We start from the raw sequence: 14,734 nt of genomic DNA on the forward strand, positions 1-14,734 counted from the left end.
CATTTTAATTATTATGTCGGTTGCAGAACTTCAGTTTTAACTGACGGGAACAAGTCGCCTGATGTAGATTAAGTAGACAAGTGAGAGGGAAGAACGAGCATGAGTGAAATGAATGTGCAACCCGTCGCGCGGCGACCTCACCTTGCCGAGCACATCGCCCGCTCGTTGAGCGACGAGATTGCCTCCGGACGACTGCGGCCGGGCGATCGTTTGCCCACCGAACAGTTTCTCGCGCAAAACTTCGGCGTCAGCCGGAACGTCGTACGGGAAGGCATCGCGACGCTTCGAGCGCAGGGGCTGATCCAGTCACGCCAGGGCGTGGGCGTTTTCGTTTCGGCCGCGAGCCAATCGCCGGAGCCTTTGGCACCCCGCGAGAGTGCGCCGTTGCTGGACGGTGACAACACGATCCGCAACATGTTCGAAGTGCGGGCCGTATTGGAAAGCCAGGCCGCCGCGCTGACGGCGTCGCACATGACGCCCGGCAAGCTGAAAACCATTCAGGCGGCGGTCCTGCGTATGCAATATGAAGGCGAACCGACCCTGGACACGGTCAATGCGGACCTCGACTTTCATCGGGCCGTGGCCGCCGCGTCAGGCAACGATTATCTCGAGACAATGATTCGCACGGTGCTCGAACCGATGCGGGCATTGATCACGATGAACTTCGCGCGGCGAGGCCCGGTGTTCAGCAATATTCCGCACGCGGCGCGCGGGGAGCATGAAGAACTGGTCCAGGCATTCATCGACCGCAATGCGGCGGCGGCGCGTCAGATCATGGGGCAGCACATCGTCAGCGCAGCATCGCGATTCGGCTACGAGATCAAGTTTTACTAGGGTCGATGGTTGTTTCATTGTTCTACAAGTGACTCAGCGAGCTTGCACGTGAAAAACACACGTACAACGCGGTCATTCAGACAGGGCGCGTTATCGTTGACGTCCTTCGCGAGCAAGCTCGCTCCTACACTGAACACCAAACCTGCGGCCAATGAAGATCCCTTGTGGGAGCTGGCTTGCCAGCGAAGAGGCCGGCACATCCGGCACAGATGGCGTCAGATACGCCGCTTTCGCGAGCAGGCTCGCTCCCACAGGGGATCATTTCTCCTTTCTGCTCAGGCCGTACTGCTCCTTGCCGGCCCGATCAATCAGCCATGTCTTCAAGACCGCCGCGGCCGGGCGCAACCCGATCTGGCGAGGGTGTACGAGGTAGTACCCCCTCGACACCGGCAGGCGCATTTCAAAGGGTTCGCACAGCGAGCCGTTTTTCACCTCAACCTCCGTCAGGATCGCGCTGCTGAGCACAACACCTTGTCCGTGTCGTGCTGTCTCTATCGCAAGAATGGACTGATCGAAATGTTGGCAAGGGATGGCAGCGACCTGCGCGTCAGTCAGTTGACTGAAGCGTTTGAACCAAGGCGCCCAATGGGGAAGTAGCGTGGTGTGAAGCAGGGTGGCCCGCGCCAGGTCTTCAGGGCGCTTCAACTTGAGTTTGCGGGCATACGCGGGCGAACAGTAAAGGCGGGCTTCATCGCGGTACAGCAGCGTCGAGTCCAGCAACGGATCGTCACCGTCAAAGTAGCGAATCGCGAGATCGACCCGATCGCGCTCGAAATCAACCAACGCCGTCGATGCGCTCAGGTGCAAGGTGATGTCCGGCCTGAAGCTCAAGAAGTCGGCCATCCGTGAAGCAAACCATTTCGCCGCCAGGGTCGGCGGCATCGACAGCCACACCTCGCTCACCTGGCTCAGACGTAACTCGTGGCTGGCCTGCTGGATCCGCAGGAGCGCGGGCTGTATCGCCGCCCAATAGTTCAACGCAGCCTGGGTAGGGCGCACTTGCCGCACAGACCGGATGAACAACGGCGTGCCCAGCCATTCTTCCAGCTTTTGAATCTGCTGGCCGACGGCGCCGGGGGTGACATGAAGCTCGATTGCCGCTTCGGAAAAACTGCTGTGTTTCATTGCAGCATCGAACGCTAGCAGGGCCTTCATGGGGGGCATGCGGTTCATACTGAAGTTTTTCTACTCCATAGAAGTTTTTTAATCGTTTGTCCGACTCAGTCTTTACCAAGTAATTTCGGGCATCAACCCCCGTGCAGAGGTTCACCATGAATAAGTTTGTCTATCCGGCTTTTGTCCTGCTCGGACTGATCTGGGGCAGCAATTTCATTTTCATGAAATGGGCCGCCGAGGTGATTTCTCCCTCGCAGATCGTTCTGTTGCGCGTGCTCTTCGGCTTCGTTCCTGTACTGGTGCTGGCATTGTCGCGTCGTGCGTTGCGCTGGTCTCACTGGCGGTACATCCATCATTTCCTGGTCATGTCATTGCTGGCCACCACGCTGTATTACCTTGCGTTTGCCAAGGGCGCGGCGCTGCTCCCGTCCGGGATCGCAGGGATGCTCAGCGGGGCGATTCCGCTCTTCGCATTTTTGACGGCCTTTGTTTTTTTACGGCAGGAGCCGATCAATCGCTTGACGGTGACGGGGCTGATGGTCGGTTTTGTGGGCGTGCTGTTGATTGCCCGGCCCTGGACCAGCGCTGGCGACGGCATCGAAATCAAAGGCGTGCTTTACATGGTCGGGGGCTCGTTCAGCCTGGGCTGTTCATTTGTCTATGCCAGGCGTTTTCTTGCGAACAGGGATCTATCGCCCCTGGCCTTGTCGACTTACCAGATCGGACTGGCGTTACTGGTGCTTTTGTTGAGCACTGACCTCGACGGGATCGGGCGGATTGCCGATCAACCCGTTGCCTTGACCGGGCTGGTGTTCGGGCTCGGCATCCTGGGAACGGGTGTGGCCTACGTCTTGTATTACTTTCTGGTGCAGCATCTCGGGGCGCTCAAGGCCGCCGGTGTCACCTACATTCCGCCGGTGGTGGCACTGGGCATCGGCGCATTGCTGATTCACGAACCCTTGCGTGCCCATGATCTGCTGGCGCTGGCGTGCATCATCGCCGGGGTCTATGTGCTGCAGTTAGGGAAGTCGGCGCCGCGGCCGGTTTGCGCCGCGTACAAGTGATGGTCATGCAGGTCTGTCCCTTGAAAAATGCGCTTATTCCGCACCCGCCACCAAACCGGCAAGGTTTGCCGGTTGGGTGAAACGCCAAGCTGTCAGGCGATGAGCGTGGCGCCTGTCGTCAGGACAATTTTTCCAAAGTGTGTGCCGGAATCGATCAGCTCGTGAGCGCCGCGAGCGTCGGTCAGCGCAAAGGTCTTGTAGATGACCGGCTTGATCTTGCCGCTCTCGATGTGGGGCCAGACCTGCTGCTCGAGTTCCTGCATGATGGTCGCCTTTTGCGCAGGGGTGCGCGATCGCAACGTCGAGCCCATATGCGTCAGGCGTTTCATCATCATCGGTACGACGTCGAGGTCCTTCGCCGGGCCCTTGATCACACCCACCTGAAGGATCCGGCCGTCCATGGCGGCGACATCATAGTTTTTCTGCACGTAGTCGCCGGCAATGATGTCGAGGATCACATCGACACCTTTTCCAGCGGTGGCCTGCTTCGTTTCGGTGACGAAATCGGCCTCGAGATAATTGATCGCGAGGTCCGCACCCAGCGCCAGGCTGGCGTCCTGATGCGCCTGCGAGCCGACGGTCGCGATGATTTTCGAAGCGCCAAATGCCTTCGCCAGCATGATCGCCGTGGTGCCGATACCCGACGCGCCGCCATGGATCAACACCGACTCGCCGGCATCCAGCTTGCCGCGCTGGAAAACGTTCAGCCATACCGTCATGAACGTTTCGGGCATGGCCCCCGCTTCCAGCAGCGACAGGCCTTTAGGGATGTGCATCGTGTTGCAGGCGTCCGCCACTGCAAATTCTGCGTAACCACCGCCGGGAATCAACGCACACACCAGCTCACCGATCTGGAAGTCGGACACGTTGGAACCCACGGCGACAACCTGACCTGACACTTCCAGCCCGGGAATGTCCGTCACGCCAGCGGGTGGATCGTACAGCCCTTTGCGCTGGAACACGTCGGGACCGTTCACGGCCGCCGCGTGGATACGGATCAGCACCTGATCGGCGGTTGGCGTCGGTACGGGGCGCGTAGTCGGCACCAGGACCTCAGGGCCGCCTGGCTGTTTGATTTCAATGGCCGTCATGAGGGACGGTACGCGATAAATGGGATCAGACATAGCGATCACTCCTTCAAAAGATGATGCTCGATAATCCGGGCGGATCATTGAGCGAGGCCCCCCAAGCCCGCGCAGTATAAGTATCGGTACTGATGCTGGCGCGCAGCGTTATTCATGGTGAGTGATGCAAATTTGCATCAGTGGGGGCGCAATGAATTGGGGGCTGCCGCTGCCGTTACGCTTCGTCCATCACCGGATTGACCAGTTTGCCGATACCTTCGATTGACACCTCGACCACGTCGCCGGGCTTGAGGTAGACCTTGGGGGTCATGCCGAAACCGACGCCCGCCGGAGTGCCGCTCACGATGATGTCGCCGGCTTCCAGGGTGAGCGCTTCGCTGAGGGTGGAGATGAGGGTCGCTACATCAAAGATCATGTCTTTGGTATTGACGCATTGAACGACTTTTCCATTGACCCGGGTTTCCAGCAGCAGCCCCTTGCCGCCGGCGGGGAGTTCGTCAGCCGTGACCAGGTCCGGCCCGAATGCACCGGTATCGTCGAAATTCTTGCCGACGGTCCATTGCGGCGATTTGAACTGGTAATCGCGAACCGAGCCGTCGTTGAACAGTGCATAGCCCGCGACGTGATCGAGCGCTTTGTCTTTCGGGATATGTCGGCCCCCGCTTTTCAATACCACGGCCATCTCGCCTTCGTAGTCCAATGCGTTGGATATTTTTGGACGAATCAACGGTTTGTTGTGTGCTGTCAGGCTGCTGTTTAAACGCGCAAACAGCGTCGGGTAGTCCGGTTGGGCGTAGTCGGATTCTTTGACATGATCGGCGTAGTTCAAACCGAGGCAGAGGATTTTTCCCGGATTGCACATCAACGGCAGGTAGTCATTTTCGCCTATGTCGACAATAGGCCCCAATGCGTTGGCGCCGTAGGTGGCCAGATTCACACCTCGCTCAAGCAGGGATTCCAGCGTCTCTTCGCCCAGTACCTTGACGCCCTCGGCGGTGCGTACGCCCAGCACGGCGCGACCTCGATGGTTGAAGTGAACGTATCGCATGGGAGTGAACCTCTGTTTGTGGTTGATCCAGAAGGGGTTGATCGGGGTGCCAAGGAGTCTAGTGAGGAGGGGGGAAAGACGAAATTCTCCTTGCCAGCCAGACTGCTCGCCTTGCCGGTCAGGTATATGCCTCATGAAACTTCAATTTCATTGCTGGGCCAGTACGCCGGCGTCCTCGCATGGGGCGAGAAGGTCGCGCCTGATGTGGACCTACGTAGGAGCGAGCTTGCTCGCGATGGTCGTTAACGATGACGCGTGTTTACTGGCTAAACACGGCGCTCTTGATTCCATCGCGAGCAAGCTCGCTCCTACATCGTCCTAAGGTGAACAGCAGAAACAACGGCGGAGGGTGTGGCTGGTCAATGTTGTCTCGCGTGTGGATGCTGGTGTAAAACGGCTGCGCCTGAATCGAGTGGGAATCTGCAGATGAGTCCGCGTACTACTTCCTCCGGCTGGGCGAGCGCCATTGTCCGCGCCCTGGAAATGGGCGGTGTCGACTGCCGCAGCCTGTTCGAACGTCTTGGGATGGACTATTGCGCGCTGAGCGATCCCGAAGCACGCTTCCCACAGGATGGCATGACGGGCCTATGGCACCTGGCGGTAGAAGCCTCGGGGAATCCCGTCATTGCCCTGAACCTGGCCCAGGTGGTGCGACCATCCTCCTTTCATGTGGTTGGCTATGCCTTGATGTCCAGCCGCAACTTGCATGAGGGGATATCCAGTCTGGTCCGCTATCAGCGCATCATTGGGGAGAGTGCAGATCTCAGCCTTCACCCTACATCGGACGGCTATGAGTTGACGCTGGCTATTCACGGTGATCGTTTGCCTTCCGCCAGGGAAAGTGCAGAGGGGTCGCTGGCCTATATCCTGGCCTTTTGCCGCTGGCTGGCGTGCCGTCCATTGACGCCTCGCCTTGTCAGCTTTGCCGGACCTGCGCCGGCTCATCCGGCGCCATACCGCGAGGTGTTCCAGGCCCCCCTGAAGTTCAATGCCGGGCACTATGCCTTGTTGTTCGACCGCATCGATCTGGATACCCCGCTGCATTCTGCCAACGAGGCCCTGGCGCAATTGCACGAACGCTTCGCCGGCGAATACCTGGCGCGCTTTTCGGACGGCCAGATCACCCATCAGGTGCGTCAGTTGCTCTGTCGTTTGCTGCCCCAGGGGGAGCCCAAACGTGAAGTGGTGGCCCAGGCAATGTTAATGTCCGAGCGTACCTTGCAGCGCCGCCTGCAAGCGGAAGGCACCGGTTTTCATCAACTGCTCGACGGTACTCGCCGAGAGCTGGCCGGCCAGTATTTGATGCAGCCCCAACTCACCCTGCAGGAAATCTCCTATCTGCTGGGCTTCGCCGCTCCTGGCAATTTCTTCCGCGCCTTTCGCCGTTGGTTCAATACCACACCCAATGAATACCGGGCCGGTTTGTAGCGCGAGGACTTTCAATCCCTATTGCTGTGCGGCGGATATCGGTGCATCGAGCGCATGGGCCGCGCGAATGGGGTCGAAGTACTCGCGCAGGAAGGCGATTTTGCCATTTTCTACCCGGCAGAAAAGGACGTAGTCCTGGCGATAGATTCGGCCCGTAGGCTTGATCAAGCCTTCTGCCTTGACCTCAGCCACCGCCATGGAAGGATCGGCAAAGGCGTGGATCTTCAGGTCGTGAAAGCGGAAATTTTCGACCGCGCCAACGAACCAGCCCACATGGTCCAGCACTTCGTTACGGCCGTTCAGTCGTTCGGGATGACCCAAACCCGGTGCATAGGGAAGCTCCCACAGCAGATCATCGGCGATCAGTGTCTTCCACTGTTCGTGGTCATCGATAAATGTATGGAAATGCAGGTGCAGCAACTGCGCAGCGCTACTCATTTTCTTGTCCTCGATTGATTGGGTTGGTGCAGTGTTGCGCACCATGCCGATCGAGCGTGGCAACGTTGCCACGTCGATGAGGAATTTCGCATAGGGGAAGAGCGCGCAATAGCCGAATAAAATCGACGCCTATGATCGAGAAATTGAAATAGTTGCGGGTGCGTACCCTGCACATCGTCGATGAGCGAAAAACGTGCGAACACGTACTCAGGCGATATAGCCACTGACCCCATCCCACAAAAGCTTCAAAGCCGTGACCACCAGCAATCCATAACAGGCGCGGTACATCTGGCGTTGATCCAGCCGTGCATGCAGCCGCCAGCCCAACCAGACACCACTGGGTACGGCGAGCAGACAGATGGCCGTCAGGCTCAACACGTTGCCGGTCGGTTTGGCCAACATCAGCCAGGGCACGGCCTTGAGCAGGTTGCCCACCGTGAAAAACATACTGGTGGTTCCGGCGTAGAGCTGCTTGCTCAGGCCCAGCGGCAGCAGGTAGATCGCCAGCGGTGGTCCGCCTGAGTGCGCGACCATGGTCGTGATGCCCGATGTGAGGCCTGCGGCCACGGCCTTGGGTTTTGAGCGTGGTTGGACCCTGACTTCGCCGCCGGCCTTGAACCAGAGAGCGACAAACGTCAGCGTGACCACGGCCATGACAATGGCGACGGCACGGTGGTCCATCACGCGAAAGAGCAGATAGCCGACGCCGATGCCGACGACCAGTCCGGGCACCAGCAGTTTCAGGTCCACCCTGGACCAGGTGGATGGCTTCCAGTAGCGCAGGCCGAACAGGTCCATGGCGATGAACAACGGTGCGAGCAGGCCACCGGCCGTGATCGGGTCCATCACCAGCGACAGCAGCGGGATGCCGACAATGGCAAAGCCGCCGCCGAATGCGCCCTTCATGAAACAGATCAGAAAGACCCCGGCGAAGGTGACAAGGAGGGTGGTGATGGTCAGTTCCAAGGTGTCGGCCCTCTGGGGATTCATTCCGGATGGATGCGAGCCCATAATCTCGACCATGACCTGCACAAGAAAAAGTGCCAGTTTCGAGGTTTCTCCATGGGCCAGTTTTCAACCGAATCCAACGCATCCTCCCGTGGTACGGAGCGCCGTATCTACGCCAGGCTGCGGGCGCAGATCGAGGACGGCACGCTCGTCGCAGGTGCGAAACTGGTGTCGACCCGGGCAATGGCGGCGGAGCTAGGCGTGTCGCGCACCACCGTCACGGCGGTCTACGAACAACTGGCCGCCGAGGGCTTTGTCGTGACCTCGGCGGGCAAAGCCGCCCGGGTGGCACGGGGGATGAGTACCCCGTCCGGGGCGGTCAAAGCGGACTCGCAGTCGAGCCGGAAATTGCCGCCCGCACTGTCCCGGTACGGTCAGCGAGTGGCCGCCCTCGAGCCGTACAGCGTCGCTTCGCCACTGGCCCGCATCGACTTCAAGTACGGCTCGGTGGCCTCGCGGGATTTCCCGGCCCTGGGTTGGCAGCGCGCTTACCGCGCCGAACTGGTCAAGCGTCAGGCGAACCTCTATTACGGTCAGCCCGAAGGGGAAGAGCGCTTGCGCAGCGCGCTGCAGGGCTACCTGCGCCGCGCCCGCGGCCTGGTGTGCGACGTGGAGCAGATTCTCGTGGTGCATGGTTCGCAGCAGGGCGTGGACCTGTGCGCCCGGCTTCTGCTTGACCCGCAGGATGCCTTCGCTTTCGAGGAGCCGGGCTACCGCATGGCCCGATACAGCTTCGAGGCCACGGGCGCGACGGCGCTGCCCATACCCGTCGATGCCGCCGGGCTGGATACCCGCCATCTGCCGGACGATGATCGCGTGCGGTTGGCCTATGTGACCCCGTCGCACCAGTTTCCCATGGGCGCCGTGCTGTCCATCGCTCGTCGCCAGGAACTGCTGAGGTGGGCAAGCCGACACCGCGCATGGATCATCGAGGACGATTACGGCGGCGAGTTTCGTTATGGCCAGCGGCCCATCGACGCGCTGCAATCGATGGACGCCGATGCCCGGGTCATTTATGTCGGCACCTTCTCCAAGGCACTCTCGCCGCAGCTCAGGCTCGGGTATCTGGTGCTGCCCCGCGAGCTGGTTCATGTGTTCCGCGAAGCCAAGCGGATGACGGATCGTCACTCGGCGCGCTGGGAGCAAAACGTGCTGGCCTCGTTGATCGAAAGCGGTACCTATGAGCGCCACGTGCGCCGCCTGCGCCGGGAGAACGAGCGGCGACGAAAGGCACTGCTGGAGGCTGTCGAGCAGCATCTGGCGGGGCTGGGGCAACTGGTCGGCATGGCGGCGGGGCTGCATGGCGTGTTGCTGCTGCCGGCACTTCGTGCCGTGGACGAGCTTGCGCTACAGGCGTCCGCTCTCGAGCGCGGGGTTGGCGTTTATCCGCTCGCGCCGCTGTTCGCCGGCCCTGCGTCATCGGCCTGCGAGCGTCCCGCAGGGCTCATTCTGGGTTATGCCGGCCTGACGACCCGGGAGATTGATGAAGGGGTTGGCATTCTTGCCGAAGTGATTCGGGACCTCATTGGGGGATTATCGAAAGCCCGTGTTGAGCTGACGCCAATAAGAAGGTGAGAACCCCGTACATCGACTGAAGACCCTGGAGAAATGCGAGCTGTCGGAGAATCCGCAATCAATCGCGATATCGGTAATTTTCAGTGAGGGGTTCAGGAGCAGCTTCCTGGCTTTGTCCACGCGTAATTGCAGAAGGTACTGATGAGGACTGGATCCGAGACTGAGCTTGAACGCCCGGCTGAAATGGCAGCGAGAGTAGGAGCATTCACGGGCCAGTTTTTCAACGGATACACCATCGACAATATGCGCACACAACATTTCCCTGGCACGTCGCTGCTGCCAGGGCGCCAAGCCTCGATCTTTCGACGACACGGCAACGCTTTTCAGACCCTGCTGGAGGGACAGGTGCGCCTGCATGGCCATCATGACTTGATCGATGAAAAAGCGATTGGCTTCATCCGGCTGGTTGAGCATGGGCATCACCGCAGAGGCCAAGTGAAACATGACCGGGTCAGACGCCTCGATGCTGTACAGATGGATGAGCAAGAATTCATCGATGGACGGTGTGTGGGTAGCGGGGGTGGTTTTTTCGGGTATCGGATGCATGCTCAAGCTTCCTCGAAATCGGGATACAGGTGCAGGTGCCGGCCGTTTTTGACATCCAGTCTGGTACATGATCCGACAGTTGCAACAAAGGGTGAGGGCCATTCATCCTTTTCGTGGCGCCAGGCGGTTTTTCCAGACAGGAAGCTACTCGCAAAACATCCGGCATCGCATAAAAAAGGCATAAATTCGAACGTTCAGTCTGCCGTTACCCCGATCCGGGAATCAGCAAATTATCTGCGCACAAACCTTCAAAAATCGCACATCCATACAATCGCCGGCTCCAACACACCCTGAGAATGCACACTCCCAAACGTATTCGGAGAAGTGTCATGGCAACTGCAAAAGCAACACCCGGTAAAGGCCTGTTGGATCCATCCAACCACGCTCTGATCCTGATCGACTTCCAGTCACAGATGTCATTTGCCACCAAGTCCATAGACGCCGTCACCCTTCGCAACAACGCTGCATTGATCTCCAAGGCCGCCAGGGAGTTTGGTGTTCCGGCGATTCTTACCACCGTCGCCGAAAAGAGCTTTTCAGGCCCCATGTTCGAGGAAATCACCTCGACGTTTGCTGGCCAGGCGCTCATTGATCGCACCAGCATGAACACCTGGGAAGACGAGCGGATCGCCGTCGAAGTGAACAAGATCGGTCGCAGTAGAATCGTGCTTGCCGGTCTCTGGACGTCGGTCTGCATCGTCGGCCCTGCGCTCTCGGCGCTCGAGCAAGGGTTCGAGGTCTACATCATTTGTGATGCCTGCGGTGACGTTTCGGATGAGGCTCACGAACGCGCCATTACCCGTATGGTCCAGGCAGGCGCACGGCCAATGACTTCGCTTCAGTACCTGCTGGAACTGCAGCGCGACTGGGCCCGAAGCGACACCTACAACGAAACGGTGAAGACCTCCATCGCCCATGGCGGCGCTTATGGTCTGGGCTTGATTTACGCCAAGACGATGTTCAACGCCTCGGAAGGTCACTGATCTGATTTACGCCTCATTCCGCAGGGGGATGAGGCGCACTCGGGTGAGTCGTGCGCTCGGCAGGAGTTGCCAGCTTGCCTGACGACCGCATCGGCTCGCGGGCGCTGGCAGCCCCGGAGGTCGCAATGAGCATTTTCAATGCCAATGAAGTGGCCACGTTAGTCGTTCGGCACCGAGCCCGGCAGGGCAGTGAGAGCGCCTATGAAGACTGGCTGCGAAAAACCGTCAATACCGCCAAGGGTTATGAAGGGCACCTGGGGGTGGATGTTTTTCGCAGCCATCAAGACGGTGTTCATCTCTTCACGAGCGTCCTGCGTTTCACCTGCACGGAGAAGCTTCAAGCCTGGCTGGACTCCGACGACCGTCGTTTACTGGTGGCCGAGGTGCAAGACCTGCTGGCCGATGGCGATCAACTGGAAGTCAGCCAGGGCCGTGAGTTCTGGTTCACGCCCGAGACAACCCAGGCGCCACCACCGCCCCGGTGGAAACAGGCTTGCATTACCTTTTTGGTCATCCTTCCGCTGTCATTGATTGTCCCCTTGTGCTGGGGCCTGTTGTTCGCACGGGTTCCGTGGCTGGGAGGGTATGTCCAGAGCAATGTGGTGATCACGCTGACCATCGTCTTGCTGGTGGTGTACGTGTTCATGCCGCCTGTGACCCGTCTGTTCGCACCCTGGCTCAGTGGTGATAAAGGCGGGGAGCGTCGGTGAAAACCGGCGCACCGCGAATCGGCAGGCGCCGGCTGGCCGGCGAAGACGGCAGCAAGCATTGCATCGCAAACGCTGACAATCAGGAGGCACCATGAACGCTGATTTGATCATGATCAATGGCCGCTTTCACACCGTTGATCGCGAGAAACCCACGGCCAGCGCCGTGGCTATCAAAGACGGGAAATTCATCGCGGTTGGCAATGACGAAGACATCATGGCCACGCGCGGCAGCGCCACCCAGGTCATTGACTTGAATAAACGCACAGTGATTCCCGGGCTGAACGACTCCCACCTCCACCTGATCCGGGGTGGCTTGAATTTCAATCTGGAACTGCGTTGGGAAGGCGTGCCTTCGCTGGCGGATGCCCTGCGCATGCTCAAGGCACAAGCCGAGCGTACGCCCGTGCCACAGTGGGTGAGGGTGGTGGGCGGCTGGACGGAATTCCAGTTCGCCGAAAAGCGCATGCCGACCCTGGACGAACTGAACAAGGCCGCTCCCGACACGCCGGTATTCGTCCTGCATTTGTATGATCGCGCGCTGTTGAATCGTGCCGCGTTGAAAGTGGTCGGCTACACCCGCGATACGCCCAATCCGCCGGGTGGGGAAATTCAGCGAGATGCCAATGGCGATCCGACCGCCATGCTGATCGCCCGCCCCAACGCGATGATCCTGTATTCGACACTGGCCAAAGGCCCGACATTGCCGCTGGAATATCAGGTCAACTCGACACGCCAGTTCATGCGTGAGCTCAATCGGTTGGGCGTCACCAGCGCCATCGACGCGGGGGGTGGCTTCCAGAATTACCCCGACGACTACAAGGTCATTCGCGAACTGGCCGATAAAGACCAGTTGAGCGTACGCATCGCTTACAACCTGTTCACGCAAAAGCCCAAGCAGGAACTGGCGGATTTCAAGAGCTGGACCAGCCTGGTCAAGCCCGGCGACGGCAACGATTTCTTCCGTCATAACGGTGCCGGTGAAATGCTGGTGTTCTCTGCTGCCGATTTCGAGGACTTCCTCGAACCGCGCCCCGATCTTGCGCAGAGCATGGAGCAGGAACTGGAACCTGTGGTTCGCCATCTGGTCGAGCACCGTTGGCCCTTCCGGCTGCATGCGACTTACAACGAATCCATCACGCGGATGCTCGACGTGTTTGAGAAGGTCGACCGGGACATTCCCTTCAATGGCCTCCCCTGGTTTTTCGATCACGCCGAAACCATCACCCCTGAAAACATCGAGCGCGTCCGGGCGTTGGGTGGCGGCATCGCCATTCAGGACCGGATGGCGTTCCAGGGCGAATATTTTGTCGAGCGCTATGGCAACAAGGCCGCCGAGCACACGCCACCCATCCAGCGGATGCTCGCCGAAGGCGTACCCGTGGGCGCCGGCACCGATGCGACCCGGGTGTCGAGCTATAACCCGTGGACATCGCTGTACTGGCTGGTCAGTGGCAAAACCGTGGGCGGGATGACGCTGTATCCGCAAGGTCTGTCACGGGATACCGCGTTGCAGCTGTATACCCATGGCAGCGCCTGGTTCTCGTCGGAGCAGGGCAAGAAAGGGCAGATCAAGGTCGGTCAACTGGCTGATGTCGTGGCCTTGAGCGCCGATTTCTTCAGCGTCGAAGACGAGGCGATCAAGTGGATCGAATCGGTGTTGACGGTGGTGGGAGGCAAGGTCGTTTATGGTGCCGGTGAGTTCGACCAATTGGCACCGCCCGCGCTGCCGGTCATGCCGGACTGGTCACCTGTCAGCAAGGTTCCAGGGCACTGGAAGCCTAATGCGATGGCCGCTGTCCGGGCGCACCAGTGCAGTGGTCCTTGCGCCGTCCACTCACACAGTCACGAACGGGCCCGGTTGTCGTCTGTGCCGGTGAATGATTTCAGGGATTTCTGGGGAGCCTTCGGTTGTTCCTGTTTTGCATTCTAGGGACGGGAAACGGACGGGGCGAATTTCAGTGGAGCGAATCATCATGCTGAGCAACATGACGATGAGTGACGAGCATCGCAAATCAGTGATCCTGGACTATTTCAGGGCCTTTGATAACGGCGGTGTCGCCCCCGATGGCCGCCATATCCTGGAGTTGTTTTCCGAAGACGCACAGGTTTATTTCCCCAAATGGGGGATCGCCACCGGACGTACGCAGATCGCTGAATTGTTTGCGGACTTGAGTGCGCGGCTGATTTCAATCACCCATGACTACGCTCATTTCAATTGGGTTTTTTCCGGTACGGATGTCGTTGTGTGCGAAGGCACAAGCCACGGCGAACATGTGGATGGCGCGTGGTGCGCCGGCAATCCGGACTGGGCCGCCGGCTATTGGTGCGATGTTTTCGAAGTCCGTGACTGGAAGATCCATCGTTGTTTCATCTATCTCGATCCGGATTACGCAGGGCAGGACTGCTTGCGTTATCCCTGGTTGGCGAAACCGATTTGAGGCCGGCAAACATGTCTACGACTGATATTGAAACGACAACCACCGCCACCGATGTTGCACTGTGCTGGCTGCGCATCACCGGGTGCCTGCTGCTGTTGTCCGTGCATGGCCTCCCCAAGCTGCTGCATTTCGACCACGAACTGGGGGTGATCGAAGACCCGTTTGGCCTGGGGAGCTGGTTGACCTTGTCACTGGCGATTTTTGCCGAAGTGCTGTGCCCGGTGTTTATCGTCCTGGGTGTGCTGACGCGCCTTGCGACCTTGCCGGTGCTGTTTTTGCTCGCGGTATCGGTGATCTGGGTGCATCCGGAGTGGAGCCTGGCCGAAGGGCAGTTTGCCTGGTTGTTGCTGATCGTCTTCTCGACGATTTTTGTCGCGGGCCCCGGGCGATTGGCACTGGGAACCCGCTTGGCGCATCACTGGCCGTTGCTGCGTGAACTATAGTCACCTGACGTACGGCCT

Annotated in this window: 15 protein-coding genes; 9 read left to right on the plus strand and 6 right to left on the minus strand. The window is 59.3% G+C overall.

Going from position 1 to position 14,734, the window contains the following annotated elements; all coding sequences use genetic code 11:
* Positions 1 to 99 precede the first annotated feature (99 nt).
* Positions 100 to 834, plus strand: a complete 735-nt coding sequence (locus BJ917_RS11990) for a FadR/GntR family transcriptional regulator (RefSeq protein ID WP_096510361.1) — start codon at positions 100 to 102, stop codon at positions 832 to 834.
* A 258-nt stretch (positions 835 to 1,092) separates the two neighbouring features.
* On the opposite strand, the gene BJ917_RS11995 is transcribed toward BJ917_RS11990, so the two are convergent.
* Positions 1,093 to 2,007, minus strand: coding sequence for a LysR substrate-binding domain-containing protein (locus tag BJ917_RS11995; protein ID WP_096510362.1), 915 nt, complete (start codon positions 2,005 to 2,007; stop codon positions 1,093 to 1,095).
* A gap of 98 nt (positions 2,008 to 2,105) precedes the next feature.
* Here BJ917_RS11995 and BJ917_RS12000 point away from each other — a divergent pair, with 98 nt between their 5' ends.
* Positions 2,106 to 3,014, plus strand: a complete 909-nt coding sequence (locus BJ917_RS12000) for a DMT family transporter (RefSeq protein ID WP_096510363.1) — start codon at positions 2,106 to 2,108, stop codon at positions 3,012 to 3,014.
* A 92-nt stretch (positions 3,015 to 3,106) separates the two neighbouring features.
* Here BJ917_RS12000 and BJ917_RS12005 read toward each other — a convergent pair whose 3' ends face one another.
* Together BJ917_RS12005 and BJ917_RS12010 are read right to left on the minus strand one after the other, a co-directional pair.
* On the minus strand, positions 3,107 to 4,105 hold the full coding sequence (locus BJ917_RS12005; RefSeq protein ID WP_121103517.1) for an NAD(P)H-quinone oxidoreductase: 999 nt from the start codon (positions 4,103 to 4,105) through the stop codon (positions 3,107 to 3,109).
* Between the two features lie 208 nt (positions 4,106 to 4,313).
* Positions 4,314 to 5,147 carry a fumarylacetoacetate hydrolase family protein gene (locus BJ917_RS12010; protein WP_121103445.1) on the minus strand — a complete coding sequence of 278 codons (834 nt, stop codon included), beginning with the start codon at positions 5,145 to 5,147 and terminating at the stop codon, positions 4,314 to 4,316.
* A 426-nt stretch (positions 5,148 to 5,573) separates the two neighbouring features.
* On the opposite strand from BJ917_RS12010, the gene BJ917_RS12015 reads away from it, so the two are divergent.
* A complete protein-coding gene (locus BJ917_RS12015) occupies positions 5,574 to 6,575 on the plus strand; it encodes an AraC family transcriptional regulator (protein WP_121103446.1) in 1,002 nt (333 codons plus the stop codon).
* Between the two features lie 18 nt (positions 6,576 to 6,593).
* Here BJ917_RS12015 and BJ917_RS12020 read toward each other — a convergent pair whose 3' ends face one another.
* Positions 6,594 to 7,013 (minus strand): nuclear transport factor 2 family protein, encoded by a 420-nt coding sequence (locus BJ917_RS12020; protein ID WP_121103447.1) that lies wholly within the window; start codon positions 7,011 to 7,013, stop codon positions 6,594 to 6,596.
* A gap of 207 nt (positions 7,014 to 7,220) precedes the next feature.
* Positions 7,221 to 7,979 carry a sulfite exporter TauE/SafE family protein gene (locus tag BJ917_RS12025; protein WP_254007474.1) on the minus strand — a complete coding sequence of 253 codons (759 nt, stop codon included), beginning with the start codon at positions 7,977 to 7,979 and terminating at the stop codon, positions 7,221 to 7,223.
* Positions 7,980 to 8,075: 96 nt separating this feature from the next.
* Here BJ917_RS12025 and BJ917_RS12030 point away from each other — a divergent pair, with 96 nt between their 5' ends.
* Positions 8,076 to 9,596 carry a PLP-dependent aminotransferase family protein gene (locus tag BJ917_RS12030; protein ID WP_177435580.1) on the plus strand — a complete coding sequence of 507 codons (1,521 nt, stop codon included), beginning with the start codon at positions 8,076 to 8,078 and terminating at the stop codon, positions 9,594 to 9,596.
* Here BJ917_RS12030 and BJ917_RS12035 read toward each other — a convergent pair.
* Positions 9,555 to 10,142, minus strand: a complete 588-nt coding sequence (locus BJ917_RS12035; protein ID WP_158602482.1) for a helix-turn-helix domain-containing protein — start codon at positions 10,140 to 10,142, stop codon at positions 9,555 to 9,557. The genes BJ917_RS12030 and BJ917_RS12035 overlap by 42 nt on opposite strands.
* A 329-nt stretch (positions 10,143 to 10,471) precedes the next feature.
* On the opposite strand from BJ917_RS12035, the gene BJ917_RS12040 reads away from it, so the two are divergent.
* The 5 genes from BJ917_RS12040 (at position 10,472) to BJ917_RS12060 (ending at position 14,716) form a co-directional block, all read left to right on the plus strand.
* A complete protein-coding gene (locus BJ917_RS12040; protein WP_096510371.1) occupies positions 10,472 to 11,125 on the plus strand; it encodes a hydrolase in 654 nt (217 codons plus the stop codon).
* A 125-nt stretch (positions 11,126 to 11,250) separates the two neighbouring features.
* Entirely contained in the window at positions 11,251 to 11,835 is a 585-nt protein-coding gene (locus BJ917_RS12045; RefSeq protein WP_121103518.1) for an antibiotic biosynthesis monooxygenase, read from the plus strand.
* Between the two features lie 91 nt (positions 11,836 to 11,926).
* A complete protein-coding gene (locus BJ917_RS12050) occupies positions 11,927 to 13,765 on the plus strand; it encodes an amidohydrolase (RefSeq protein WP_121103450.1) in 1,839 nt (612 codons plus the stop codon).
* A gap of 43 nt (positions 13,766 to 13,808) precedes the next feature.
* Positions 13,809 to 14,273: a nuclear transport factor 2 family protein gene (locus tag BJ917_RS12055; protein ID WP_096510373.1), complete on the plus strand. Its 465-nt coding sequence runs from the start codon at positions 13,809 to 13,811 to the stop codon at positions 14,271 to 14,273.
* 11 nt (positions 14,274 to 14,284) lie between these two features.
* Positions 14,285 to 14,716 (plus strand): DoxX family protein, encoded by a 432-nt coding sequence (locus BJ917_RS12060; protein WP_096510374.1) that lies wholly within the window; start codon positions 14,285 to 14,287, stop codon positions 14,714 to 14,716.
* The last annotated feature ends 18 nt before the right edge of the window (positions 14,717 to 14,734 follow it).

Origin of the sequence: Pseudomonas sp. WPR_5_2, from assembly GCF_003634475.1 — a bacterium.
Classification (GTDB): Bacteria; Pseudomonadota; Gammaproteobacteria; order Pseudomonadales; family Pseudomonadaceae; genus Aquipseudomonas; species Aquipseudomonas izuensis.

Excerpts from the sequence above, each read along its gene's own strand:
- BJ917_RS12000 (WP_096510363.1), top strand. The coding sequence starts at position 2,106 with ATGAATAAGTTTGTCTATCCGGCTTTTGTCCTGCTCGGACTGATCTGG.
- BJ917_RS12055 (WP_096510373.1), top strand. The coding sequence starts at position 13,809 with ATGCTGAGCAACATGACGATGAGTGACGAGCATCGCAAATCAGTGATC.
- BJ917_RS12040 (WP_096510371.1), top strand. The coding sequence starts at position 10,472 with ATGGCAACTGCAAAAGCAACACCCGGTAAAGGCCTGTTGGATCCATCC.
- BJ917_RS12060 (WP_096510374.1), top strand. The coding sequence starts at position 14,285 with ATGTCTACGACTGATATTGAAACGACAACCACCGCCACCGATGTTGCA.
- BJ917_RS12045 (WP_121103518.1), top strand. The coding sequence starts at position 11,251 with ATGAGCATTTTCAATGCCAATGAAGTGGCCACGTTAGTCGTTCGGCAC.
- BJ917_RS12030 (WP_177435580.1), top strand. The coding sequence starts at position 8,076 with ATGGGCCAGTTTTCAACCGAATCCAACGCATCCTCCCGTGGTACGGAG.
- BJ917_RS12010 (WP_121103445.1), bottom strand. The coding sequence starts at position 5,147 with ATGCGATACGTTCACTTCAACCATCGAGGTCGCGCCGTGCTGGGCGTA.
- BJ917_RS11990 (WP_096510361.1), top strand. The coding sequence starts at position 100 with ATGAGTGAAATGAATGTGCAACCCGTCGCGCGGCGACCTCACCTTGCC.
- BJ917_RS12005 (WP_121103517.1), bottom strand. The coding sequence starts at position 4,105 with ATGACGGCCATTGAAATCAAACAGCCAGGCGGCCCTGAGGTCCTGGTG.
- BJ917_RS12015 (WP_121103446.1), top strand. The coding sequence starts at position 5,574 with ATGAGTCCGCGTACTACTTCCTCCGGCTGGGCGAGCGCCATTGTCCGC.
- BJ917_RS11995 (WP_096510362.1), bottom strand. The coding sequence starts at position 2,007 with ATGAACCGCATGCCCCCCATGAAGGCCCTGCTAGCGTTCGATGCTGCA.
- BJ917_RS12050 (WP_121103450.1), top strand. The coding sequence starts at position 11,927 with ATGAACGCTGATTTGATCATGATCAATGGCCGCTTTCACACCGTTGAT.
- BJ917_RS12035 (WP_158602482.1), bottom strand. The coding sequence starts at position 10,142 with ATGCATCCGATACCCGAAAAAACCACCCCCGCTACCCACACACCGTCC.
- BJ917_RS12020 (WP_121103447.1), bottom strand. The coding sequence starts at position 7,013 with ATGAGTAGCGCTGCGCAGTTGCTGCACCTGCATTTCCATACATTTATC.